The sequence below is a fragment of the Rhizobium subbaraonis genome (assembly GCF_900220975.1).
Classification (GTDB): domain Bacteria; phylum Pseudomonadota; class Alphaproteobacteria; order Rhizobiales; family Rhizobiaceae; genus Mycoplana; species Mycoplana subbaraonis.
On record NZ_OBQD01000011.1, the window covers coordinates 101,251 to 122,496 of the forward strand.

General features: G+C 64.5%; 18 protein-coding genes. 16 read left to right on the forward strand and 2 right to left on the reverse strand.

Annotated elements, in window-relative coordinates:
• Positions 1-14: 14 nt before the first annotated feature.
• From CRO48_RS17790 to lpdA, 13 genes are all read left to right on the forward strand, one after another.
• The gene (locus CRO48_RS17790) at positions 15-794 is read left to right on the forward strand and encodes a succinate dehydrogenase iron-sulfur subunit (RefSeq protein ID WP_097141212.1); all 780 of its coding nucleotides are present in this window, start codon (positions 15-17) and stop codon (positions 792-794) included.
• Positions 795-1,011: 217 nt separating this feature from the next.
• Positions 1,012-1,566: a protease inhibitor Inh/omp19 family protein gene (locus CRO48_RS17795; protein ID WP_097141213.1), complete on the forward strand. Its 555-nt coding sequence runs from the start codon at positions 1,012-1,014 to the stop codon at positions 1,564-1,566.
• Between the two features lie 42 nt (positions 1,567-1,608).
• On the forward strand, positions 1,609-2,790 hold the full coding sequence (gene zapE / locus CRO48_RS17800) for a cell division protein ZapE (protein ID WP_097141214.1): 1,182 nt from the start codon (positions 1,609-1,611) through the stop codon (positions 2,788-2,790).
• A 180-nt stretch (positions 2,791-2,970) separates the two neighbouring features.
• Entirely contained in the window at positions 2,971-3,933 is a 963-nt protein-coding gene (gene mdh / locus CRO48_RS17805) for a malate dehydrogenase (protein ID WP_097141215.1), read from the forward strand.
• Positions 3,934-3,963: 30 nt separating this feature from the next.
• The gene (gene sucC / locus CRO48_RS17810; protein WP_097141216.1) at positions 3,964-5,157 is read left to right on the forward strand and encodes an ADP-forming succinate--CoA ligase subunit beta; all 1,194 of its coding nucleotides are present in this window, start codon (positions 3,964-3,966) and stop codon (positions 5,155-5,157) included.
• A 16-nt stretch (positions 5,158-5,173) separates the two neighbouring features.
• Positions 5,174-6,076 carry a succinate--CoA ligase subunit alpha gene (gene sucD, locus CRO48_RS17815; protein WP_097141217.1) on the forward strand — a complete coding sequence of 301 codons (903 nt, stop codon included), beginning with the start codon at positions 5,174-5,176 and terminating at the stop codon, positions 6,074-6,076.
• Between the two features lie 156 nt (positions 6,077-6,232).
• Positions 6,233-9,229, forward strand: a complete 2,997-nt coding sequence (locus tag CRO48_RS17820) for a 2-oxoglutarate dehydrogenase E1 component (protein ID WP_097141218.1) — start codon at positions 6,233-6,235, stop codon at positions 9,227-9,229.
• Positions 9,230-9,328: 99 nt separating this feature from the next.
• Positions 9,329-10,567: a 2-oxoglutarate dehydrogenase complex dihydrolipoyllysine-residue succinyltransferase gene (gene odhB, locus CRO48_RS17825; RefSeq protein WP_097141219.1), complete on the forward strand. Its 1,239-nt coding sequence runs from the start codon at positions 9,329-9,331 to the stop codon at positions 10,565-10,567.
• Between the two features lie 12 nt (positions 10,568-10,579).
• Positions 10,580-10,993: an MAPEG family protein gene (locus CRO48_RS17830; RefSeq protein ID WP_097141220.1), complete on the forward strand. Its 414-nt coding sequence runs from the start codon at positions 10,580-10,582 to the stop codon at positions 10,991-10,993.
• A 43-nt stretch (positions 10,994-11,036) separates the two neighbouring features.
• Positions 11,037-11,678 (forward strand): LysE family translocator, encoded by a 642-nt coding sequence (locus tag CRO48_RS17835; protein WP_097141221.1) that lies wholly within the window; start codon positions 11,037-11,039, stop codon positions 11,676-11,678.
• A 3-nt stretch (positions 11,679-11,681) separates the two neighbouring features.
• Positions 11,682-12,191 (forward strand): hypothetical protein, encoded by a 510-nt coding sequence (locus tag CRO48_RS17840; RefSeq protein ID WP_097141222.1) that lies wholly within the window; start codon positions 11,682-11,684, stop codon positions 12,189-12,191.
• Positions 12,188-12,943 carry an SDR family oxidoreductase gene (locus tag CRO48_RS17845; protein ID WP_097141223.1) on the forward strand — a complete coding sequence of 252 codons (756 nt, stop codon included), beginning with the start codon at positions 12,188-12,190 and terminating at the stop codon, positions 12,941-12,943. Before CRO48_RS17840 ends, CRO48_RS17845 begins: the two co-directional genes overlap by 4 nt.
• 25 nt (positions 12,944-12,968) lie before the next feature.
• The gene (gene lpdA / locus CRO48_RS17850) at positions 12,969-14,375 is read left to right on the forward strand and encodes a dihydrolipoyl dehydrogenase (RefSeq protein WP_097141224.1); all 1,407 of its coding nucleotides are present in this window, start codon (positions 12,969-12,971) and stop codon (positions 14,373-14,375) included.
• A 117-nt stretch (positions 14,376-14,492) separates the two neighbouring features.
• Here the strand turns inward: lpdA and CRO48_RS17855 are convergent, their stop codons facing one another.
• Together CRO48_RS17855 and CRO48_RS17860 are read right to left on the reverse strand one after the other, a co-directional pair.
• Positions 14,493-15,575 (reverse strand): TraB/GumN family protein, encoded by a 1,083-nt coding sequence (locus CRO48_RS17855; protein WP_097141225.1) that lies wholly within the window; start codon positions 15,573-15,575, stop codon positions 14,493-14,495.
• A gap of 133 nt (positions 15,576-15,708) precedes the next feature.
• Entirely contained in the window at positions 15,709-16,644 is a 936-nt protein-coding gene (locus CRO48_RS17860) for a tyrosine recombinase XerC (RefSeq protein ID WP_097141226.1), read from the reverse strand.
• Positions 16,645-16,782: 138 nt separating this feature from the next.
• On the opposite strand from CRO48_RS17860, the gene CRO48_RS17865 reads away from it, so the two are divergent.
• The 3 genes from CRO48_RS17865 (at position 16,783) to CRO48_RS17875 (ending at position 21,139) form a co-directional block, all read left to right on the forward strand.
• On the forward strand, positions 16,783-17,685 hold the full coding sequence (locus CRO48_RS17865) for a GNAT family N-acetyltransferase (RefSeq protein WP_097141227.1): 903 nt from the start codon (positions 16,783-16,785) through the stop codon (positions 17,683-17,685).
• A 54-nt stretch (positions 17,686-17,739) separates the two neighbouring features.
• Positions 17,740-18,873: an AAA family ATPase gene (locus CRO48_RS17870; protein ID WP_097141228.1), complete on the forward strand. Its 1,134-nt coding sequence runs from the start codon at positions 17,740-17,742 to the stop codon at positions 18,871-18,873.
• A gap of 61 nt (positions 18,874-18,934) precedes the next feature.
• The gene (locus CRO48_RS17875) at positions 18,935-21,139 is read left to right on the forward strand and encodes a primosomal protein N' (RefSeq protein WP_097141229.1); all 2,205 of its coding nucleotides are present in this window, start codon (positions 18,935-18,937) and stop codon (positions 21,137-21,139) included.
• The last annotated feature ends 107 nt before the right edge of the window (positions 21,140-21,246 follow it).

The window sequence follows — 21,246 nt, forward strand, 5'->3', positions numbered from 1 at the left end:
GAGGTAAGCTGGACATGGTTGAACTCGCTCTCCCGAAGAATTCGCAGGTCACCGAAGGCAAGGTCTGGCCGAAGCCGGCCGGCGCCACCAACACCCGCGAGTTCCGCATCTACCGCTGGAGCCCGGATGACGGCAAGAACCCGTCGATCGACACGTTCTACGTCGATGTCGACGATTGCGGCCCGATGGTGCTGGACGCCCTGCTCTACATCAAGAACAAGATCGACCCGACGCTGACGCTGCGCCGCTCCTGCCGCGAAGGCATCTGCGGCTCCTGCGCGATGAACATCGACGGCACCAACACACTCGCCTGCACCAAGGGCATGGACGAGGTGGACGGGACGGTCAAGGTGTACCCGCTGCCGCACATGCCCGTCGTCAAGGACCTCGTGCCGGACCTGACGCATTTCTACGCGCAGCACCGCTCGATCGAGCCGTGGCTGAAGACGGTTTCGCCGACGCCGGCGAAGGAATGGAAGCAGAGCCACGAGGACCGCCAGAAGCTCGACGGCCTCTACGAGTGCATCCTTTGCGCCTGCTGCTCGACCTCCTGTCCGAGCTACTGGTGGAACGGCGACCGCTACCTCGGCCCGGCCGTGCTGTTGCAGGCCTACCGCTGGCTGATCGACAGCCGCGACGAGGCCACCGGCGAGCGCCTCGACAACCTCGAGGATCCGTTCCGCCTCTACCGCTGCCACACGATCATGAACTGCGCGCAGGCCTGCCCGAAGGGGCTGAACCCGGCCAAGGCGATCGGCGAGATCAAGAAGATGCTGGTCGAGCGCCGGCTCTGATGCGCTGTGGCTAGCGCTACCGCATGCATGGAAAATGCCGGGCTTGTGGCCCGGCATTTTCGTGTGTGACAGTCGCAGTGCTGGCCGAGCCGGGTTTCGTTCCGGTTGTGCCGTGATGAAACATTTCAGGCCACACTTGATTTAAACTGGCGATTCACGTTAAGCCGCCATGATTGTCGCTTATCCAGGGCATCGACGAAGGGGCAGGAGTTTCGACATGCGGATTGTACATATGGCAGGCGGACTGATGATGGCGCTTGCGGTGGCCGGCTGCCAGCGGACCTCTTCCATGGGTGGCATGGACACGCAGCCGACGGCTCCCTTGCAGCCCGCACCGGTCGGCTCTGTTTCCTCCAGCCAGCTTCCCGATCCGTCCACCAGCACGACCGGTGGCTCGCAGTTCCCCGTGGCGCCTACGACCGATACCGCGATGGCGACGCCGGGCGCCGGCGGCATGCCGGGCGCGGACGGCGGAGCGTCTGCCGCCGGCATGGAGGTCAAGAAGGAAGGCATGGTCGGCAACTGGCGCGTCAGCAATGGACCGACCTCCTGCGACATGTTCCTGACGCTGACCAACCTCGGTTCCGGTTCGCGTGGCGGCACGCGCGGCTGCGCTGGCGAACTGACGCAGATGGGGTCCTGGGAAGTGGCCGGCAAGCAGGTCGTTCTCAAGGATCGCGACGGCAACGCCATTGCGCGCCTCTACAGGACTGCCGATTCCCGCTTCGACGGATCGACCACGGGCGGCCAACCGATCAGCCTGTCGCGCTGATCGAAGCGAAATAGACGATCACGGAGATCTGCTGCGGTGCCCATGAAACAGGATTGGGACAAGGTCTCCGCTCATCCCGAGCACGGCGTATCCGACAAGCTGAAGGCGATGGTTGGCGGTGGCGACCTCCAGCCCGATCCGGTGCAGGCGCAGATGGCACTGCGGTTCGACGCGCTGCTGCAGGCGATCCAGGCACAGCGGCCGGCGCGAAAGTCGAGCGCGCTGGGGTGGCTTTTTGCTTCGCGCAAGCCGGAAAAATCGGTTGTTCCACGCGGGCTCTACATCCATGGCGGCGTCGGTCGCGGCAAGACCATGCTGATGGACCTGTTCTTTTCGCTGGTGCCGATCAAGCGCAAGCGCCGGGCGCACTTCCACGAGTTCATGGCCGATGTGCACGATCGCATCCATCAGCACCGCCAGAAGCTGAAGAACGGCGAGACGAAGCAGGCGGATCCGGTTCCGCCGGTGGCGGAGGCGCTGATCGCAGAGGCGCGACTGCTCTGCTTCGATGAATTCTCCGTGACCGACATCGCCGATGCCATGATCCTGTCGCGACTGTTCGGCGAATTGTTCGCGCGCGGCTGCATTCTTGTCGCGACTTCGAACGTGGAGCCGGACAGCCTCTACAAGGACGGCCTCAACCGCGGCCTGTTCCTGCCATTTGTCGATCTCTTGAAGAAGCACGTCGATATCGTCGCGCTGGACAACGGCACGGACTACCGGCTGGAGAAGGACGAGGGGCTCCCGGTCTTTCGCTATCCGCTTGGCGCCGATGCCGACCGGGCGATGGACAAGGCCTGGCAGCGTGAAACGGCGGGGCAGGCGGTCGCGCCAACGTCGATCGCGTTTCGCGGGCGGAAGATTGCGGTTCCTGCCGCGGCCGGACGGGTCGCGCGCTTTTCCTTTTCCGACCTTTGCGAAAGACCCCTGGGTGCTGCAGACTACCTGGCGGTGCTGGAGCGCTACGATACGATCTTCCTCGATCATATCCCCTTTCTTGGACCGGAACGCCGCAACGAGACGAAGCGCTTCATCAATCTCGTCGACACGATCTACGATCACGGTGCCCGGTTGTTCGCGTCCGCCGCAGCCGCACCGGAGAGCCTGCTGGTTGCCAGGAAGGGGACCGAAGGCTTCGAGTTCGACCGCACCGTTTCGCGGCTGATCGAGATCCGCAGTGTAGAATATGCCGAGAACCATCACCGCAAAATGAATGAATTGTGACGATCTCGCGACATGAAATCTTACGTTTACGTAAGAAATTTGTTATCTAACCGATTGAAATACCTACCCCAAAAAGTATTAGTTGATATTTAAGGCTTTGGGCGCTAATCCGTTCAGCCGGACGGTCCGGGCGTTTGCGGCGCTGGCCGATCGGAGATTGATCGCAAAGGAAGCACTTTCATGGCGCGCAAAAAGATCGCACTTATTGGTTCTGGAATGATCGGTGGCACGCTGGCTCATCTGGCCGGCCTGAAGGAACTGGGCGACATCGTCCTGTTCGACATCGCCGACGGCATTCCGCAGGGCAAGGGCCTCGACATCGCCCAGTCCTCGCCCGTCGAAGGCTTCAACGCCTCGCTCACCGGCGCCAGCGACTACGCGGCGATCGAGGGCGCGGACGTCTGCATCGTCACCGCCGGCGTCGCCCGCAAGCCGGGCATGAGCCGCGACGACCTGCTCGGCATCAACCTCAAGGTCATGGAACAGGTCGGCGCCGGCATCAAGAAGTATGCCCCGAACGCTTTCGTGATCTGCATCACCAACCCGCTCGACGCCATGGTCTGGGCGCTGCAGAAGTTCTCAGGACTGCCGAAGAACATGGTCGTCGGCATGGCCGGCGTGCTCGACTCGGCCCGCTTCCGCCTGTTCCTGTCGGAGGAATTCAACGTTTCGGTCCAGGACGTCACTGCCTTCGTTCTCGGCGGCCATGGCGACACCATGGTGCCGCTCGCCCGCTACTCCACCGTCGCCGGCATCCCGCTGACCGATCTCGTCAAGATGGGCTGGTGCACGCAGGAGCGGCTGGAGCAGATCATCCAGCGTACCCGTGACGGTGGTGCGGAGATCGTCAGCCTGCTCAAGACCGGTTCGGCCTATTATGCGCCGGCCGCGTCCGCGATCGAGATGGCCGAATCCTTCCTCAAGGACAAGAAGCGCGTGCTGCCCTGCGCGGCATACCTGTCCGGCCAGTACGGCGTGAAGGACATGTATGTCGGCGTTCCGACCGTCATCGGCGCCGGCGGTGTCGAGCGCGTCATCGAGATCGACCTCAACAAGAACGAGCAGGAAGCCTTCGACAAGTCGGTCGGCGCCGTCGCCGGCCTGTGCGAAGCCTGCATCAACATCGCTCCGGCGCTGAAGTAATCGCTTCGGCCAAGAGAGAGGGAATTTTCCATGAATATCCATGAATACCAGGCCAAGGCTCTCCTGAAGGGCTATGGCGCACCGGTCGCGGAGGGCGTTGCCATCCTGAAGGTGGAAGAGGCCGAAGCGGCTGCCAAGTCGCTCCCGGGTCCGCTCTACGTGGTCAAGAGCCAGATCCATGCCGGCGGTCGCGGCAAGGGCAAGTTCAAGGAACTCGGTCCCGACGCCAAGGGCGGCGTCCGCCTTGCCAAGTCGATCGACGAAGTCGTGGCGCACGCCAAGGAAATGCTCGGCAACACGCTGGTGACCGCGCAGACCGGCGAAGCCGGCAAGCAGGTCAACCGCCTCTACATCGAGGACGGCGCCGACATCGACCGCGAACTCTACTGCTCGCTGCTGGTTGACCGCTCGGTCGGCAAGGTTGCCTTCGTCGTTTCGACCGAAGGTGGCATGGACATCGAGGCTGTTGCCCACGACACGCCCGAGAAGATCCACACGATCGCCATCGACCCCGAAACCGGCGTCACGGCTGACGACGTCGCCAAGATCTCCAAGGCTCTGGAACTGTCCGGCGCTGCCGCCGAAGACGCCAAGTCGCTGTTTCCGGCGCTCTACAAGGCGTTCGGCGAAAAGGACATGGCGCTTCTCGAGGTCAACCCGCTGATCGTCATGAAGGACGGCCATCTGCGCGTTCTCGACGCCAAGATGTCTTTTGACGGCAACGCCCTGTTCCGCCATGACGACGTCAAGGCGCTGCGCGACGAGACCGAGGAAGACGCCAAGGAAATCGAGGCCTCCAAGTGGGACCTCGCCTATGTCGCCCTCGACGGCAACATCGGTTGCATGGTCAACGGTGCGGGCCTCGCCATGGCGACGATGGACATCATCAAGCTCTACGGCAAGGAGCCGGCGAACTTCTGCGACGTCGGCGGCGGCGCCGGCAAGGACAAGGTTGCTGCGGCCTTCAAGATCATCACGGCCGACCCGAAGGTCGAGGGCATCCTCGTCAACATCTTCGGCGGCATCATGAAGTGCGACGTCATTGCCGAGGGCGTTGTCGCCGCCGTGCAGGAAGTCGGGCTGAAGGTTCCGCTCGTCGTTCGCCTGGAAGGCACCAATGTCGAGCTCGGCAAGAAGATCCTCAACGAATCCGGTCTCGCGATCACCGCAGCTGACGATCTCGACGATGCCGCCAAGAAGATCGTCGCGGCGATCAACGCCTAATTTGAGGACCTGATACATGTCTATTCTCGTCAACAAGAATACCAAGGTTCTCGTTCAGGGCCTGACCGGCAAGACCGGCACCTTCCACACCGAGCAGGCGCTCGCCTATTACGGCACGCAGATGGTCGGCGGCATCCACCCGAAGAAGGGTGGCGAAACCTGGACGGGCTCGAAGGGCGAAACCCTGCCGATCTTCGCCTCGGTTGCCGAAGGCAAGGAAAAGACCGGCGCCGACGCGTCCGTGATCTACGTTCCGCCGGCAGGTGCTGCAGACGCGATCATCGAGGCGATCGATGCCGAGATCCCGTTCATCACCTGCATCACCGAGGGCATCCCGGTCCTGGACATGGTCCGCGTCAAGGCCCGCCTCGACCGCTCCAAGTCGCGCCTGCTCGGCCCGAACTGCCCGGGTATCCTGACGCCGGAAGAGTGCAAGATCGGCATCATGCCAGGTTCGATCTTCCGCAAGGGCTCGGTCGGCATCGTTTCGCGTTCCGGCACGCTGACCTATGAGGCCGTGTTCCAGACCTCGAACGAAGGCCTCGGCCAGACGACGGCTGTCGGCATCGGCGGCGACCCGGTCAAGGGCACCGAGTTCATCGACGTGCTGGAGATGTTCCTCGCCGACGAAGCCACGACGTCGATCATCATGATCGGCGAAATCGGCGGCTCGGCCGAAGAAGACGCAGCCCAGTTCCTGATCGACGAAGCCAAGAAGGGCCGCAAGAAGCCGATGGCCGGCTTCATCGCGGGCCGTACGGCGCCGAAGGGCCGCACCATGGGCCACGCCGGCGCTGTCGTCTCCGGCGGCAAGGGCGATGCGGAATCCAAGATCGCAGCCATGGAAGCGGCAGGCATCAAGGTGTCGCCTTCCCCGGCGCGTCTCGGCAAGACCCTCGTCGAAGTCCTGAAGGGCTGAGACTGACAACTTTGGCGGCCGGTACGATGCCGGCCGCCTGTTCTTCCCATCGCCTGGGGCCGTCGACGAGGACGGAGCCCGGGCGGGCGTTTCTCCCGGACGCATTCCCCGGGGTGGATTACAGTCAGGAGGCGGGCGCGGCGCCCGCGAGCGACCATGGCAAGACAAGACGCCAACGAACAGTTTCAGGTGACGTCGTTCCTCGACGGCGCCAATGCGACCTATATCGAACAGCTCTATGCGCGCTTCGAACAGGATCCCTCCTCGGTAGCTCCCGAGTGGCAGGCTTTCTTCAAGGCGCTCGACGACAGCCCGGCCGATGTCCTCAAGGCGGCCCAGGGTGCGTCCTGGAAGAAGAAGAACTGGCCGATCGCCGCCAACGGCGAGCTCGTATCCGCGCTCGACGGCGACTGGGGCACGGTCGAGAAGGTCGTCGAGAAGAAGATCAAGGCAAAGGCGGAGGAAACCGCCGTTGCAACCGGCGTCCCGGTCAATGCCAGCGACGTCCAGCAGGCGAGCCGCGACAGCGTCCGCGCCATCATGATGATCCGCGCCTATCGCATGCGCGGCCACCTGCATGCCAAGCTCGACCCGCTCGGCCTTGCCGATCCGGTGGAGGACTATGACGAGCTGTCGCCGAAGTCCTACGGCTTCACGGAAGCCGACTACAGCCGGCCGATCTTCCTCGACAACGTCCTTGGCCTCGAATACGCGACCATTCCGCAGATGCTCGAAATTCTCGAGCGCACCTATTGCTCGACGCTCGGCGTCGAGTTCATGCATATCTCCGATCCGGAGATCAAGGCGTGGATCCAGGAGCGCATCGAAGGCCCCGACAAGGGCGTCGACTTCACGCCCGAGGGCAAGAAGGCGATCCTGCAGAAGCTGATCGAGGCGGAAGGTTTCGAGCAGTTCATCGACGTCAAGTACAAAGGCACCAAGCGCTTCGGCCTCGACGGCGGTGAATCGCTGATCCCGGCGCTCGAGCAGATCATCAAGCGCGGCGGCCAGGAAGGCCTGAAGGAAATCGTTCTCGGCATGGCCCATCGCGGCCGCCTGAACGTGCTTTCGCAGGTGATGGCAAAGCCGCACCGGGCGATCTTCCACGAGTTCAAGGGCGGCTCCTACGCGCCTGACGACGTGGAAGGCTCGGGCGACGTGAAGTATCACCTCGGCGCCTCCTCGGACCGCGAGTTCGACAACAACAAGGTGCACTTGTCGCTGACGGCGAACCCGTCGCACCTGGAGATCGTCAACCCGGTCGTCATGGGCAAGGCCCGCGCCAAGCAGGACCAGATGGCGACGGTCTTCGAGGGCGACATCATTCCCTTGCGCGAACGCGCAAAGGTCATGCCGCTCCTGATCCATGGCGACGCCGCCTTTGCCGGCCAGGGCGTCATCTCGGAAATCCTCGGCCTCTCCGGGCTGCGCGGCTACCGCGTCGCCGGCACGATGCATGTCATCATCAACAACCAGATCGGCTTCACCACCAATCCGGCCTTCTCGCGTTCGTCGCCCTATCCGTCCGACGTCGCCAAGATGATCGAGGCGCCGATCTTCCACGTCAACGGCGACGATCCGGAAGCGGTCGTCTATGCCGCCAAGATCGCCACCGAGTACCGGATGAAGTTCCACAAGCCGGTCGTGATCGACATGTTCTGCTACCGCCGCTTCGGCCACAACGAAGGCGATGAGCCGGCGTTCACGCAGCCGAAGATGTACAAGGCTATTCGCGCCCACAAGACGGTCGTGCAGCTCTACGGCCAGCGGCTGATCGAGGAAGGCCTGATCACCGAGGGCGAATTCGAGAAGATGAAGGCCGACTGGCGCGCCAGGCTCGAACAGGAGTTTGACGCCGGTCAGTCCTACAAGCCGAACAAGGCAGACTGGCTGGACGGCGTGTGGTCGGGCCTGCGCGCTGCCGACAATGCCGACGAGCAGCGCCGCGGCAGGACCTCGGTGCCGATGAAGCAACTGAAGGAAATCGGGCGCAAGCTGTCCACCATTCCGGAGGGCTTCAAGGCGCACCGCACGATCCAGCGCTTCATGGACAACCGTGCACAGATGATCGAGACCGGCGAAGGTCTCGACTGGGCGATGGCCGAGGCACTGGCTTTCGGGTCGCTCGCCGTCGAGGGCACGAAGATCCGTTTGTCCGGCCAGGACTGCGAGCGCGGCACGTTCTCGCAGCGCCACTCGGTCCTCTACGACCAGGAGACCGAAGAGCGCTACATTCCGCTGGCGAACCTGTCGCCGACGCAGGCGCGCTACGAGGTCATCAACTCGATGCTCTCCGAAGAGGCCGTCCTCGGCTACGAATACGGCTACTCGCTGGCGCGTCCGAATGCGCTGACGCTGTGGGAAGCCCAGTTCGGCGATTTCGCCAACGGCGCGCAGGTGGTGTTCGACCAGTTCATCTCGTCGGGCGAACGCAAGTGGCTGCGTATGTCGGGCCTCGTCTGCCTGCTGCCGCACGGCTACGAGGGCCAGGGCCCGGAGCACTCCTCCGCCCGCCTGGAACGCTTCCTGCAGCTTTGCGCGGAAGACAACATGCAGGTCGTCTACTGCACGACGCCGGCCAACTACTTCCATGCCCTGCGCCGGCAGATCAAGCGCGACTTCCGCAAGCCGCTGATCCTGATGACGCCGAAGTCGCTGCTGCGCCACAAGCGCGCGGTCTCGAGCCTTTCGGAGCTCGCAGGCGAAAGCTCGTTCCACCGCCTGCTGTGGGACGACGCGGAAGTCATCAAGGACGGTCCGATCAAGCTGCAGAAGGATGCCAAGATCCGTCGCGTGGTCATGTGCTCGGGCAAGGTCTACTATGACCTGCTCGAAGAGCGCGAGAAGCGCGGCGTCGACGACATCTACCTCCTTCGTCTCGAGCAGCTCTATCCGTTCCCGGCAAAGGCGCTCATCAACGAGCTGTCGCGCTTCCGTCATGCGGAAATGGTGTGGTGCCAGGAAGAGCCGAAGAACATGGGTGCATGGTCGTTCATCGATCCGTACCTGGAATGGGTGCTCGCCCACATCGACGCCAAGCACCAGCGCGTTCGCTACACCGGCCGCCCGGCCGCCGCGTCGCCGGCAACGGGCCTGATGTCCAAGCATCTTGCGCAGTTGGCCGCGTTCCTCGAGGATGCGCTCGGCGGCTAACGGGAGGATGGCGCGATGGCATGTTTCCCAATGGGACATGCCGCCGCGCCCCGCTTCCCGCAACAGAATTCAACCATTCAACATTTCAGGACTAGAACAATGGCTACTGAAATCCGCGTTCCGACCCTCGGCGAATCCGTCAGCGAAGCGACCGTCGGCACCTGGTTCAAGAAGGTCGGCGACGTCGTCAAGGCCGATGAGCCGCTCGTCGAGCTGGAAACCGACAAGGTGACGGTCGAGGTGCCGGCACCGGCTTCGGGCGTGCTGTCGGAAATCGTCGCGCCGAACGGCGAGACCGTCGGTCTCGGCGCCCTGCTCGGCCAGATCGCGGAAGGCGCATCTGCCTTTGCGGCCGCACCGGCCGCAAAGGCCGCCGAACCGGCGCCCGCAGCGGCTCCCGCTGCCGCCCCAGCCGCAGCGCCGGCAGCCGCCGCATCCTCCATGCCGCCGGCACCGGCCGCAGCAAAGATGCTGGCCGAGAACAATCTTTCCGCAGAGCAGGTAGACGGTTCGGGCAAGCGCGGCCAGGTGCTGAAGGGCGACGTGATCGCCGCTGTCGCCAAGGGCATCGCCGCTCCGGCAGCCCCCGCAGCCCCGATCCAGATCCAGGCCCGCGCGCCGTCTTCCGAAGCCGATGCGCCGCGCGAGGAACGCGTGAAGATGACGCGCCTGCGCCAGACGATCGCCAAGCGCCTGAAGGACGCGCAGAACACGGCCGCCATGCTGACCACCTACAACGAGGTGGACATGAAGGCCGTCATGGACCTGCGTGCAAAGTACAAGGACATCTTCGAGAAGAAGCACGGCGTGAAGCTCGGCTTCATGGGCTTCTTCACCAAGGCGGTGACGCATGCCCTGAAGGAGCTGCCGGCGGTCAACGCCGAAATCGACGGCACCGACATCATCTACAAGAACTTCTGCCACATCGGCATGGCGGTCGGCACCGACAAGGGCCTCGTCGTGCCGGTCATCCGTGACGCCGACCAGATGTCGATCGCCGAAGTCGAGAAGGAACTGGCGCGCCTCGCCAAGGCCGCCCGCGACGGTTCGCTGTCGATGGCCGACATGCAGGGCGGCACGTTCACGATCACAAACGGCGGCGTCTACGGTTCGCTGATGTCCTCGCCGATCCTGAACGCACCGCAGTCCGGTATCCTCGGCATGCACAAGATCCAGGAGCGTCCGGTCGCCATCGGCGGCCAGGTCGTCATCCGGCCGATGATGTACCTCGCACTTTCCTACGACCACCGGATCGTCGACGGCAAGGAAGCGGTCACCTTCCTCGTGCGCGTCAAGGAAAGCCTGGAGGATCCGGAACGCCTCGTTCTGGACCTGTAAGGACGGGCAAAGATGGACGCAGCAGCGCTTGCCGCTTCGCCTTTCATCACGCTGGTGGCGTGGAGCGCGGCGCTGCTCGTCTTCCAGGTGATGCTGCAGGGTGCGCTGAGCACGGGTGATCGCGGGCAGGCCTGGAATGCCGGTCCGCGGGACGGCGAAGCCAAGCCGCTCGGCCGGCTTGCCGGACGTGCCGAACGGGCCTCGGCCAACCTGCGGGAGACCTATCCCGCCTTCGTCGGCCTCGCGCTTTGCCTTGCCCTTGCCGGCGATCCCTCCGGCTGGGGCTATCGTGGCGCGCTTCTCTGGTTCGCCTGCCGGCTTCTCTACATTCCATTGTATCTCGCGGGCATCGCCTATGTCCGCTCGCTGATCTGGCTCGGCTCTCTTGCCGGGCTTTTCATGATGTTCGCTGCAATCCTGTTGTGATCGACGCGCCGCGTCCGCGGGCTGGACGCACCGGAGACCTGAGATGCACACCTATCTGATCGAACTCGCCTCGCTGATGGCGATCTTTGCCTTTGCCATCATCTCGCCCGGTGCCGACCTTGCCATGGTCATGCGCCAGTCGATCGTGCATGGCCGGCGGTCGGCGGTCATCACCTCCTTCGGCATCGGCACATCGCTGATGGTGCATGTGACCTACACGATCCTTGGCCTCGGCCTGATCATCTCCCAGTCGATCTACCTGTTCAACATCGTCAAGTGGTGCGGCGTCGCCTATCTCGTCTACATCGGCTTCAAGGCGCTGAAGGCAGGCAAGGCAGACATCGACGCGCCCGCGGCCGGCGCATCCGCGAATGGCAGGCGCCAGTCGTCAGTCCGCGCCTTCGGGCTCGGGTTCATGGCCAATGCCCTCAATCCCAAGGCGGTGTTCTTCTTCCTGTCGATCTTCTCGACGGTCGTCAGCGCACACACGCCGATGACGGTCAAGTTCGGATACGGGCTGGTCATGGCGACGTGCCTGATCGCGTGGTTCGTCGGCGTATCGCTGTTCATGACGACGCCGAAGATGCGCGCTGCCTTTTCCCGCGCAAGCCAGTGGATCAATCGCGCCAGCGGTGTGGTCTTCATCGCGCTCGGCATCAAGCTTGCGACCGAGCGGGCTGTCTGACCGATGCGCATTCTCGCCTCAATTCTCCTGGCATCGGCTGTTTCAGCTGCCTGTGCTCCTGCCGCGCTTGCGGCGGAATGCCGGCAGGCACAGGCGATCTATACGGACAGGGACGGGGTCTATGAACTTTCCTTCGAGCCGGTCGGATCGGAAGCCGCGGTCGTCAGCCATCACTTCAAGATCCGGCAGGTAAAGGGCGACCTTCTCCTCAACGGGCACATCATGACCGGGGACGAAGTGGCGCGCTCCAACGCCATGGTGATGCACAATTGCCCGACGGGCGACGTGACCGGCGACGAGATCGCCGCCTGCACTGTCTGGGAGGGCGTGATGTATCCCGTCGCGGCGGACGGGGCGATCGGCGAACTGGTTCCGGAGGAGGGGGCGAATGCCGCCCATGCGCTGCTGCTTGCCGGCTTCGGCCCGGCACTGCGTTATTCCGGCGCCTGGGAAGAAAAGAAGCTGACCGACGTTCCTTGGGATCTCCTGACCTTCAAGGAGTGTGCGAAATGACGACCTTGCATCCCGTCCTTCTCGTCACCGGCGGAAGCCGTGGCATAGGTGCCAGCGTGTGCCGGCTGGCGGCCGCTTCCGGCTGGCAGGTTGCGGTGAACTACGCCGCGAACGCTGCGGCTGCCGAGGCCGTGGTCGACGATATTCGCGGCGCCGGCGGCTCGGCAGTTGCGATCGAGGGCGACGTCGGGACGGAGGCGGGGCTCGCATCGATCTTCTCCGCGCTGGATGCGACGTTTTCCAGGCTAGACGGCCTGGTGAACAATGCCGGCATCGTCGGTCATCCCGCCCGCGTCGACGAGATCTCGGTCGAGCGGCTGGACCGGATGTTCGCAGTCAACGTCATCGGGTCGATCCGCTGCGCCCAGGAAGCGGTGCGACGCATGTCCACGCGGCATGGCGGCCGCGGCGGCGCGATCGTCAACATCTCGTCGATGGCGGCGGTTCTCGGTTCGGCCGGGCAATATGTCGACTACGCGGCGACCAAGGGCGCGATCGAAAGCTTCACGACCGGCCTTGCTCGCGAGGTCGCAGCCGAAGGCATCCGCGTCAATCTGGTGCGTCCCGGCATTATCGACACCGACATTCACGCCTCTGGCGGTTTGCCGGACCGCGCCCGCGACATGGCGACGGCAATCCCGATGCAGCGGCCGGGCACGCCCGACGAAGTCGCGCAATCCGTTCTCTATCTACTCTCCGACGCGGCATCCTATGTGACGGGTGCCGCCCTCAACGTCAGCGGCGGCAGATAGCCGTCCCGCACAGGAAGGACAATTCATGGCATACGATCTCGTTGTTATCGGTTCCGGCCCCGGCGGCTATGTCTGCGCCGTCAAGGCGGCACAGCTCGGCCTGAAGGTCGCTGTCGTCGAAAAGCGCGCGACCTATGGCGGGACCTGCCTCAACGTCGGCTGCATCCCCTCCAAGGCATTGCTGCATGCATCCGAGATGTACAGCCACGCCGCGCACGGAATGGAGGCGCTCGGCGTCGAGGGGCTCACCCCGAAGCTGAACCTCGAGAAGATGATGGGCCACAAGGACGCGACGGTGAAGTCCAACGTCGACGGCGTCGCCTTCCTGTTCAAGAAGAACAAGATCGACGGGATACAGGGCACCGGCAGGGTGCTCGGCGCCGGCAAGGTCGCCGTAACCAGCGACAAGGGCGAGGAGCAGGTGCTCGAAACCAAGGCGATCGTGATCGCCACCGGGTCCGACGTTGCCGGCATTCCGGGCGTCAAGGTCGACATCGACGAGAAGGTGATCGTTTCCTCCACCGGTGCAATCGCGCTCGACAAGGTGCCGGAGAGCCTGATCGTCGTCGGCGGCGGCGTCATTGGCCTCGAGCTCGGCTCGGTCTGGATGCGTCTTGGTGCAAAAGTGACAGTCGTCGAATACCTTGACACGATCCTCGGCGGCATGGATGGCGAAGTCTCCAAGCAGTTCCAGCGCATGCTGGCCAAGCAGGGCATGGACATCCGCGTCGGCGCCAAGGTGACGGCGGTCGAGAAGAGCAAGGACGGCGCCAAGGTGACCTTCGAGCCGGTCAAGGGCGGCGAGGCGACGACGATCGATGCCGATATCGTTCTGGTCGCGACCGGTCGGCGGCCCTACACCGACGGGCTGGGCCTCGCCGAGGCGGGTGTGGCGCTCGACAATCGCGGCCGCGTCGAGATCGACGGCCACTTCCAGACCAACGTGCCGGGCATCTACGCCATCGGCGACGTCGTGCGCGGCCCGATGCTGGCGCACAAGGCCGAGGACGAGGGCGTGGCGCTGGCCGAGATCCTCGCCGGCCAGGCCGGTCACGTGAATTACGATGTCATCCCGGGCGTGGTCTACACCCAGCCGGAAGTCGCCTCCGTCGGCAAGACGGAAGAGGAACTGAAGGCTGCCGGCGTCGCCTACAAGGTCGGCAAGTTCCCGTTCTCGGCCAATGGCCGTGCGCGCGCCATGCTCGCCACCGACGGCTTCGTCAAAATTCTCGCCGACAAGGAGACCGACCGCGTGCTCGGCGGCCATATCGTCGGCTTCGGCGCGGGCGAGATGATCCACGAAATCGCTGTGCTGATGGAATTCGGTGGCTCGTCGGAAGATCTCGGCCGCACCTGCCACGCGCATCCGACGATGTCGGAAGCCGTCAAGGAAGCCGCCCTCGGCGCCTTCTTCAAGCCGATCCACATGTGATCCGGTTCACGGCAGACCATTCAACGTCACACGATGCCCCGGCGCAAACCCTTGCGCCGGGGCATCGTCGTTTGTCGCCTGTGCCTTGGCGGGAATTCGCCCCCGCGTGAAGGGTCGCTACTGGACGCGACTGACCGTGAAGCCCTTGTCGCGCAGCAGTTCAACCACGCCTTCCTTGCCCGGCAGGTGAAGTGCGCCGACCGCGATGAAGACATTGCCGCCGGACAGGATCGGCAGCGCGCGTTCCGCCATCCGATGGTTGCGGTCGATAATGACGCGCTGCTCGAATTCGGCGTAGCCGGCCGCGTCGTCCTCGCCGTCAGGCACGGCAGCACGCATCAGCGGCATGATCATTCCGACTTCGCCAGCGAGATAAAGCTGGCTCATCGTCTCGATGACATCTTCCAGGCTGTCTCCTAGTTGAACCGTCTGGACCAGGCCGGCAAGCTGGGGGGCCAGCGGCAGGCCGTCCAGCGTGGTGATCTGCTCGACGATCGTTTCAAGTCCCTTGAGCGTCTTGCCGTCGGCGATCGCCTCTTTTGCCAGCTTCTGGTCGAGAAAATAGGCTCCGGCCTGCTTGCGGGCCATCTCGCAGGCCGGAAGGGCGACGAAACTCATGATCAGCCAGGGCTTCATCCGCGAAACGGCCGCCAGCGACATGCCGCGCTTCTTCAGGCCCTCTGCGAGTATGGCCGAATCCTTTTCCCCCAAAAGGCCGGTGATGGTGCGTCCGTCCATGAACATCGTCAGGTCCGGACGGGCGAGCAGGGCCGCGCTGGCCTTCTTCTCGTCGGCGATCTCGTCGGATTCGATCACGACGGTGTCGGCCTCGCGGTAGGCGGACTGGGCGGCCGGCGGCATGGCAAGGACGCGAGGATCGGTCACGTGCATCGTGCCGAGCAGATAGGAGGGGCTGGTCCCGTCCTTTTCGATCTTCCAGAGGATTCCGTCGCCGTTCGGCGTCGCTTTCGCTTCTTCGATCAGCTTCGCATAGGTCGCCGGTTCGCTTGCCTCCAGTTGTGGCAGCAGGCTCTTGCCGCCGCAGACGGGCAGGTCGTTCGCGCTTGCCGGCGAGAGGGACAGGAGAAGGAGGAAAATTGCGACGGCTGCGATCGCGTGAAGAGCGGAAACGAGCCAGAGTGTCGTGTCGGCGATGCGGTCTGCTAGGGTGATCCGTTCTGGGGCGGATGGGTGGGTCATGGCGCGGCTCCCGGCAATCTCCGCAGGAACCTAGCTGTCCAGCCCCTCACAATCCCTTAACGGCCGGCTTCCGCGTCCCCGCGAGCATTCAGCTTTCCACTACGCACATGTCCGCGGCATTCCGATGACGAAGTCACGCCCGGGGATGGGCCTTGTCGTAGATTTCCAGAAGCCGCGCCGAATCGACGCCGGTATAGACCTGCGTCGTGGACAGGCTCGCATGGCCGAGCAGTTCCTGGATCGTGCGCAGATCGCCGCCGCCCGCCAGCAGATGCGTTGCGAAGGAGTGGCGCAGCGCGTGCGGCGTGGCGCTGTCGGGCAGGCCGAGTGCGCCGCGCATCTTCTGCATCTCCCGCTGGATGATCGCTGCTTGCAGCGGCCCGCCACGGGCGCCACGAAAGAGCGGTCCGTCCGCCGCAAGGGGATAGGGACACAGGCGCCTGTAATCCTCGACGCCGCGCCGGGCTGCATCCAGGAGCGGAACGATGCGCGTCTTGCCGCCCTTTCCAGTGATGCGCAGCGAACCGGGGGCGCCGGCAAAATCGTCCGGCGTCAGCGACAGCGCTTCGGAGATACGCAGCCCGCAGCCATAGAGCAGGGTCAGGACGGCGGCGTTGCGAACGCTGATCCACGGCTCGTCGGCGAGTTGGGCGTCCGTGCCGACGACGGAGAGCGCCTGACTGTCCGTCAGTGGCTTCGGCAGGGACTTCGGCTGTTTCGGCGAGCGGATCGCAGCAGCACCGGCGGCGTTTGCCATGCCCTTGCGCTCGAGATGGCGCAGGAACGACCGCAGCCCCGCGAGGCCGCGTCCGAGCGTGCGGGCACCGGCGCCGTCGCGCCTGCGGGCAGCGAGAAAGCCGCGCAGGTCAGCCGGACGGAGGTCACCGATGTCCTTCAGCCGCGCAGGCGCGGCAAGGTGGCCGGTCAGGAACGTCAGGAACTGGCGAGTATCGCGTTCATAGGCCTCGAGCGTGTTCTCCGAAAGTCGACGCTCGGCCGCCAGCGTCGAAAGCCACGCCGTGCGCTCCCTCAGCAGTGCTTCGTCGGCGATGATGAGCAACTGGTCCACAGTCGGGCCCTTTAGTCGGATTCTCAGGCGCGCACTCTATCGGTTGCCGGGTTAGCGTTTTGTTAACGTTGACTTCCCGCCTGTCACGCTTAGATCATATGAAACTGCGATACGGGGGCTGAATGAACAGGCGGACCCATGGCTAGACGCGATTCGGCAACGGCATTCGCACATCTTGCGGAAACGCTCGCACTCGTTTCCCAAGGGCAGCCGGGTCATATTGTGGATACTCTGATTGCCGAGCGCGGCACCCGCATCGTCAATCATCCGCTATGGCCCGTCGCGCGCCCCTTGCTCTATACGGTTCTCAACTATCGCCGCGCGATCGAGTTTGCCGATACCGTGGCCAACATGCCAGGCTTCCAGGCCTTCGAGTTCCTGAGCAGCGCACTCGACCTGGATGTCGCGGTCTCCAAGGCCGAACGGATACCGGAAAAAGGCGGCTTCCTGCTTGTCAGCAATCACCCCACCGGCATTGCCGACGGGGTCGCTGTCTTCGACCTTCTGAAGCAGCGCCGTCCGGACATGATGTTCTTTGCCAACAGGGATGCCATTCGCGTCAATCCCCGCTTTGTCGAGATGATCATCCCGGTGGAATGGCGCGAGGAGCACAAGAGCAAACTCAAGACGCGCGAGACCCTGCAGATCACGAACCGGGCGATTGCCGAGGGGAAGGCGGCGGTCCTCTTTCCTTCGGGCAGGATCGCCTATTGGGCGGACGGGCGCCTCAACGAACGGCCATGGAAGATGTCGGCGGTATCGCTTGCGCGAAAATATGAGCTGCCGATCGTTCCCGTCCACATGAAGGCGCGCAATTCGGGCCTGTTCTACTGGCTGGCGAAATGGTCGACAGAACTGCGCGACATGACCGTCTTCCACGAGCTCCTCAACAAGAAGAGCAACCGCTTCGAGTTCACCGTCGGATCGATGATCCGGCCCGAGCAATTGGCGGGCGACCCTGCTGAGGTGACCAGGGCGCTGGAGCGTCATTGCGTCTTCGCACTTGCCGGCGACGCGGACGCGCAATTTTCGTTGCGTTGATAGAGGCACGCATTTGCTCTTTTCTCCGGCATGCGGAATCGCTTAGGTGAAGCGATGATGCTGCGCGCCATGCTTGCCGAAAACTACCGTTCGCTGCGGTCGATCCGGATGGACCTCGGCCAGGTGAACCTGTTCGTCGGCGAAAACGGCACGGGAAAATCGAATCTCTACCGCTCGCTGCAACTCGTCCAGGCCGCGGCACGGGGCACGCTGGCGCAGGAAATTGCGGTGGAAGGCGGGATGGCGTCGGCGCTGTGGACGGGCCGGAGACGGCCGAACGAGCCGGTGCGCATCCGCCTGGAAGCCGAATTGCTGGACGAAGAACGCGCGATCACCTTCCGCTACCTGATCGAGGCAGGTCTGCGTCCGCCGGCTGCTGCCGGCTTCGCCTTCGAGCCGCAGATCAAGACGGAAGAGCTTTCGATCGAGACGGGCCGGCGGCCCGTCACCGTCCTCAAGCGCGCCGGCCCTGCGATCATGGTGCGTAACGAAGCCGGCCGAATGGAGGAGCATCCCGAACAGGTGTTGACGTCGGAAACGGCATTGTCGCTTCTCGGGGATGCCGGTCACTATCCGGAAATCGGAGCCTTCCGGCGGGCGGTGCTGCAATGGCGGTTCTTTCACGGGTTCCGCACGGACCGGGATTCGCCGCTGCGCCAGCCCTGCCTTGCCGTCACCGCCCCGATGCTGGAGGAAAGCGGGGCCAATCTTGCGGCGGTCTTCGCCACCCTGGCGCACATACGGCAGGACACGGTCGAGCTGGACCGGGCGATCACCGAGGCCTTCGACGGCGCCAGGCTGTCGGTGCCGGATCCGGAAGAGTTCGCCTCGTTCGGGCTGGTGTTTCCCCAGTTTCCGCAGCGCCTGTTCCAGCCGCGCGAACTCTCCGACGGGCAGATCCGCTTTCTGGCGCTCGCCGGCGCGCTGCTCTCCTATCGCAGCCCGACGTTCGTCGCGCTGAACGAGCCCGAAGCCAGCCTGCATCCATCCATGCTGCCGCCGCTTGCAGCGATGATCGCAACCGCGGCACGTTCCAGTCAGATCTGGCTCGTCACGCATTCCGAGCTGCTGGCGCGCGAAGTGGAGCAACGTTGCGGCGTGCGTTCGAGGCGCGTCATCCGCAACGAGGGCGCCACCTGGATCGACGGCATGCGCCTGACGGGCGAGATTGCGGAGGACGACGCGTGAGCGTGCTCGTTCGCAACTTCGAGCGTGTGGCCGCCTTTCCGCCCTGCGGAGAGCCTTTGTGATGGCGCGCGTGACGGACGATCTGTTCGGTGGGGCGCCGGCGCAGCGGACGGTCCCCGTGCTGGTTCCCATGCCGGCGCCGCGGCCCTATTCCTATGCGGTGCCGGAAGGCATGGCGGTCGAGCCCGGCTCCATCGTACAGGTGCCGCTCGGATCGCGTCTGGTGGCCGGGGTCGTCTGGGACCGGGAAAGCGACGACAAGGTCGATCCGAAGAAGCTGCGGCCCATCGAGAAGGTGTTTGATTGCCCGCCGCTGACGAAAGAGATGCGAGCTTTCGTGGACTGGGTGTCGGCCTATACGCTGACGCCGCCGGGGCTTGTGGCGCGGATGGCGCTGCGTGCACCCGCAGCTTTCGATCCGGAGCCGATGGTGGAGGGCTTGCGCTTCACCGGGGTGCGCCCGGAGCGGATCACGCCGGCGCGCGAACGTGTTCTGGCGCTGGCGGGGGAGGGTGTTGCGTGGACGCGCTCCGGACTTGCCCATGCGGCCGGAACGTCTTCCAGCGTGATCGACGGCCTGACGGCCCAGGGCAGCTTCGAGACTATCTTCCTGCCGCCGCCGCCGGTTGTGGCGCTTCCCGATCCGGACTATGCCGCTCCGCGGCTGGAGGGACCGCAGACGGGGGCGGCCGCCGATCTGGTGGCGCAGGTGCGCGCCGACAGCTTCGCCGTGGCACTGATCGACGGGATCACCGGCTCCGGCAAGACGGAAGTCTACTTCGAGGCCATCGCCCAGAAGCTGCGGCAAGGACGGCAGGTGCTGATCCTGCTGCCCGAGATCGCGCTGACGGCAAGCTTCCTCGAGCGCTTCCAGGACCGGTTCGGCGCCAAGCCGGCGGAATGGCATTCCGACCTCGCGCCGCGCATGCGCGAAAAGGTTTGGCGGCAGGTGGCGACGGGCGAAGTGCGCGTCGTCGCCGGCGCGCGCTCAGCCCTGTTCCTTCCCTTCGAGGACCTCGGGCTCATCATCGTCGACGAGGAACACGATCCGGCCTACAAGCAGGAAGACCGCGTCTTCTACAATGCGCGCGACATGGCCGTCGTGCGCGCCCGAATCGGCAACTTTCCCGTCGTGCTCGTCTCGGCCACGCCTTCGGTGGAGAGCCGGGTCAACGCCGACAACGGCCGCTACCAGGCGCTGCACCTGCCGACGCGTTTCGGCGAAGCGGCATTGCCCGATCTCCATCTCGTCGATCTGCGCCGCCATCCGCCGCAAAGGGGCGGCTTTCTCTCGCCTGTCATGCTGCGGGCGATCGGCAAGACGGTGGAGAAGGGCGAGCAGGCGCTGCTCTTCCTCAATCGTCGCGGCTACGCGCCGCTCACGCTGTGCCGCGTCTGCGGCCATCGGTTCCAGTGCCCGCAATGCTCGAGCTGGCTGGTCGAGCACCGTTTCCGCGGCCAGATTCAGTGCCATCACTGCGGCTATGCGGAGCGCACGCCGGACGCCTGCCCGGAATGCGGGACGTTCGATCATCTGGCGGCCTGCGGCCCCGGCGTCGAGCGGATCGCAGAGGAAGTCGAAAGGCATTTCCCGGATGCGCGCACGATCGTCCTTTCCTCGGACTTGATGGGGGTTAAGCGGCTGCGGCTGGAGCTGGAGGCGATCGCCAGGGGCGAGGCCGACATCGTCATCGGCACCCAGCTCGTCGCCAAGGGGCACAACTTTCCGCTCATGACGCTGGTCGGGATCGTGGATGCCGACCTTGGCCTTTCGAATGGCGACCCGAGGGCGGCCGAGCGGACATTCCAGCTCCTTTCGCAGGTGACCGGCCGTGCCGGGCGAACCGGGCTCAAGAGCCATGGGCTGATCCAGACCTACCAGCCGCTGCATCCCGTCATGCAGGCCATCGTCTCGGGCGATGCGCGGGACTTTTACGAGCGCGAGATCGGGGAGCGGGAGAAGGCGCTGCTGCCGCCGTTCGGCCGGCTGGCCTCGGTGATCGTTTCCGCCGACAGCAGGGTGGAAGCCGAAACCCATGCGCGCGGATTGCGGCAGGCCGCGCCCGGCGTGTCGGGAATAGCCATCCTCGGTCCGGCGGAGGCGCCGCTGGCGCTGATTCGCGGGCGACACCGGTTTCGCCTGCTGGTCCACGGACAACGCTCGAGCGACATGCAGGCCTATCTGCGTGCCATGATAGCCAATGGGCCGAAAGAAAGAGGCTCCATCCTGGTGCAGGTCGACATCGATCCGCAGAGCTTTCTCTGACGGCGCGCACGTGGCGGGGCACTTTGTCGCACTTGGTGACCGGGTCGACCCTGCCGGCGAGAGACCGGCAGCGCTGCATTGCACCAGTTCGCTTTCCGGAAGCGATC